Annotated in this window: 1 pseudogene; it reads right to left on the reverse strand. The window is 72.1% G+C overall.

What is annotated here, in order from left to right:
- Nucleotides 1-359 (reverse strand): annotated as a pseudogene (locus ACTQXI_RS08930) (IS21 family transposase); the annotation flags it as partial.

Raw genomic sequence — 359 nt, forward strand, 5'->3', positions numbered from 1 at the left:
CCATCCTCACCACGACCTGGCCGCCGGGCATCGCCACGACGCTCACGCGCCGGCCGATGCAGCGCCTGGGCACGGACCACTCCCTGCCGGCGGCCCTGACGAGCATGGTCGACGGGACGGTCTGGACGCTCACGTCGCCCACCATCGACTCGAGGAGCCGGAGGTTCCCGATGGGCCGCAGGCACTCCTTCTCCCGCATGAACAGCACGTCGGGCGGCAGGCCGGTGGTGCGGTTCGGCTCAGAGTTTGCCTGGGCCTCGACCCGGGCCACCGCCTCGGCGAGGCCGCTCCACCCGGTGAACTCGCCGCCGTAGGCGAGCAGGCGGTTCAGGAAGCGGTTGGCCGACTCGTCCTTGCCC

Origin of the sequence: Collinsella sp. LCP19S3_C9, assembly GCF_052121575.1 — a bacterium.
GTDB lineage: Bacteria > Actinomycetota > Coriobacteriia > Coriobacteriales > Coriobacteriaceae > Collinsella.